A 3,259-nucleotide genomic window follows, 5' to 3' on the forward strand; every position below is an offset into this window, starting at 1 on the left:
ACCGCCGCCCGCGCCAATAGTCAGCAACAAGGCTGCGATCGGCGGCAAGCTTTTACGCAAGATGTTGCCCACACGATCGCGCGGCATGCCCCGCGACCAGCCCAAAGCGACGATGGCGAAAAGGACCGTGAGTCCAAGCGCGACGAGTGGTTCGCCGAGGAAACCAAGAGTGTCAAAGAGCAACGTCTTCGGTGGGATGGCCAGCTTCGCAATCGTACGGCCGAGCATCAATACGACGGGCAGGAGGATGGTCAAAAGTGAAATGCCGAAACTGGGCGCTTCGAAACCCTCACTGACGTCAACGTGACTAGAGAATAGCCTGCCCATCTCCTCGGGTTCATCCACACGCATACGGCGCGAGAGCCACATTCCGTAGATCGGACCGGCGAGTATCACAGCCGGAATGGCGACGATGATGCCAAGTGCCATCGTGATCCCCAGATCCGCATGCAAGGCGCTCACCGCAATCAAGGGGCCCGGATGCGGTGGCAACAACGCATGAAGAGCGGTCATGCCGGCGAGGGCCGGAATGGCGATTCGCAGAATAGGCTGCTTTGAGCGGCGCGCCATCACGAAGATGATCGGCACCATCATCACCAGGCCCACCTCAAAGAAGAGGGGCAAGCCGATGATGATTGCTACCAGCGCCATCATCCATGGCAGTGTGCGCGGCGTCGAATGTTTGAGGACGCTTGAGACGAGGCGGTCCGCCGCCCCCGATTCGGCCATTAAAGCACCCAGCATGGCGCCAAGGGCAATGATGATGCCGACGTCGCCGAGCAATGCGCCAGCCCCTTTGCTAAAAGAACTCGCCACGGTTTCTAGCGGCAAGTTCGCCGCGAAACCTGCAACAAAGGTGCCCACGAGGATCGCTAGGAAGGGCGCGAGCTTCAATGCACTTATGAAAATGATTATCAAAGCTAGCGCCATCGCACACGCTAACAATAGGTTCGTGTCGTGGCTGGACCAAGCGGAAAGAGTCGATGTCATTTGCACTGAAGATGCCTTGGGCTGGTTGTTTAAAGTAAGGGCGCGCAGAAGCGGATGCACTCAGTCGGAACAAATTCTATGTGGTCGAAATGAATGGCTGTTTGATGTATCGGGGCGGGCAGAACCGATACGTTTCCAGCTTTCGATCAAGGGCGGGATTCGAAATCGACGTCAGTTTAACTTGCAACATTTTGGGGTGCCGAAGTGCTGACCATCGGTGAAGAGGGGATTCGACGTGCTGAGGTGATGGTTAGCAAGCTTCGTACTCGCGGGTCGGTCGAGCTGCGTCGTCTGACCCGCCACCCTCCAGCCGCCGCGCGGATCTTTTCGTGTGAAGGACGCAACAGGACCGGACGGGACAGCGACAGCGAAGGGCATAGGCACGGGGTCAGCCGCGGACTTTATGCGCATAAAGGCGCTCACTCTAACGTTGCCGCCGTTTGATCGTGGCGCACGGTTTTCATCAAAATAGGCGATACCGCCTTCTCGCGCCCGGCCATGTTTCGGCTTTCGGCCAACTTTATGCGCATAAAACCAACGGAAAATAGGCCTAATAGCTAATTCATGCGATAACAGCTACAAACATTTCAAGCCCAATGTAAGATTCGAAAAGCTAAAACTAAGGAGTTGAATGTGGCGGCAGAAATCATTGCGATCACGCAGCAAAAAGGCGGAGTGGGAAAGAGCACGATAGCAATGCATCTCGGCGCTGCATTCCACGAGAAAGGTAAGCGTGTTCTGGTTGTCGACGCCGACGGCCAGAACACACTAGTCCATTGGGCAAGCGCCGCGGCAAATGAAGCGAGCGGGATTCCGTTTCCGATCGTGAACTTGTCAGAGGCGGGCGCGCAGATCCACCGCGAGATTAAAAAATTCATTGGCGACTACGACGTCATCGTCGTCGACTGCCCACCGTCGATAACGGAAAAGGTTTCAGGCGTAGTCCTCTTGCTGGCTACGGTCGCGATTATTCCGACCTCTTCATCGCCCGCAGACTACTGGTCGAGCGTCGGATTGGTGAAATTGATCCAGCAGGCCCAGGTCATGAATGAAGACTTGCGCGCCGTGTTTCTCCTGAACAAGACGGAAGAGAAACGCATGCTCACCCGTGAATTGAAGCGCGCGCTAGAGGAACTCGGTTTTCCTTTGTTGAAAACACAAATACCCACGCGTGAGTGCTACAAGCAAGCGATGGCGTTGGGACAAACGGTGCTCCAAATGAGCGATCGCGGCGCACGCTTGGCCGCAGCCGAAATACGGGCATGCGCAAATGAAGTGCTGGCCCTGCTTCCCTGACTTTATGCGCATAAAGGAAACTGAATGAAACCGAACCAGTTCGCGAAAGGGTTCAAAGCCCGCCCCGACACCACAAGCAGCGAGAAGCGAACAGCGCTCGACCGCATCAATGCGATTGATGGAATCGTCAATCACGAAGCGGGCAACGACATACCGACGATCGGACGCTCAAGCGCCTACACCGCAGACGACCGCCGGGAAGAATCAGCGTTGCAAGAGTCCGAACTGTACGCAGCTTGGCGTCGAGTGAACCGATATATTCCGGGTCAAGTGATCGATTTGCCATTGAAAGCGATAAAGGCCAGTCCCTTTAATCCTCGACATTTTTACTTGAAGGGATCTATCGCCGAGTTGGCTGTCAATCTTGCGAAGCAAGGTCAGCAACAGGCAATTCATGTCATCCCCGATCATGAAAACCCAGGGACGTTTTTCGTCAGCGATGGTGGTCGTCGGGTGCGCGCGCTGAAGGAGGCAAACAAAGAAACGGTAAAGGCGATCGTTATCGACCTGCCTATCGGGATCGAGAGCTACAAGCTTGGTTACGATCTGAACGTACAGCGGGATTCACAAACCGTTTTCGATAATGCCGTCGTCTGGAGACGTTTTCTCGATGAAGGTTACTTCCAGAGTCAGCGAGAGCTTGCGGAACATCTGGGGCTCGACGAATCGACCATCGCCGTCGCGCTCGCGATTGCGAAGCTACCCGAGAACGTCATGCACGAAATGGTCGCCCGGCCCGACCGTTTCGGCTCGAACATGGCATATCAAATTTCACGGTTCCATACGGCGCGGGGCGCAGACGCCACGCTGCGGTTGATCAATAAAATCGCTTCGGACGATCTGAGCACGAGACAGGTGGCCGACATCGTCAAAGGCCGCGCAACGGCGCAAGAATCGCCCAAGCCAGCCGGGCGGCAACGTTACGCGCAGCGACTGGAAATCAAGCTCGAAGGCATTGCGGTCGGTGACCTGA

The 3,259-nt window shown here is 55.8% G+C and carries 3 protein-coding genes; 2 read left to right on the forward strand and 1 reads right to left on the reverse strand.

What is annotated here, in order from left to right; translation table 11 throughout:
* On the reverse strand, window positions 1–990 hold a 990-nt coding region (locus WCA53_RS20805), incomplete at its 3' end, for an SLC13 family permease (protein ID WP_423915082.1).
* 633 nt (window positions 991–1,623) lie between these two features.
* Here WCA53_RS20805 and parA point away from each other — a divergent pair.
* Both parA and WCA53_RS20815 read left to right on the forward strand, forming a co-directional pair.
* Window positions 1,624–2,286, forward strand: coding sequence for a ParA family partition ATPase (parA, locus tag WCA53_RS20810; RefSeq protein ID WP_423915084.1), 663 nt, complete (start codon window positions 1,624–1,626; stop codon window positions 2,284–2,286).
* Between the two features lie 24 nt (window positions 2,287–2,310).
* On the forward strand, window positions 2,311–3,259 hold a 949-nt coding region (locus tag WCA53_RS20815), incomplete at its 3' end, for a ParB/RepB/Spo0J family partition protein (RefSeq protein WP_423915086.1).

This window comes from Caballeronia sp. (assembly GCF_049581465.1).
Classification (GTDB): Bacteria; Pseudomonadota; Gammaproteobacteria; order Burkholderiales; family Burkholderiaceae; genus Caballeronia.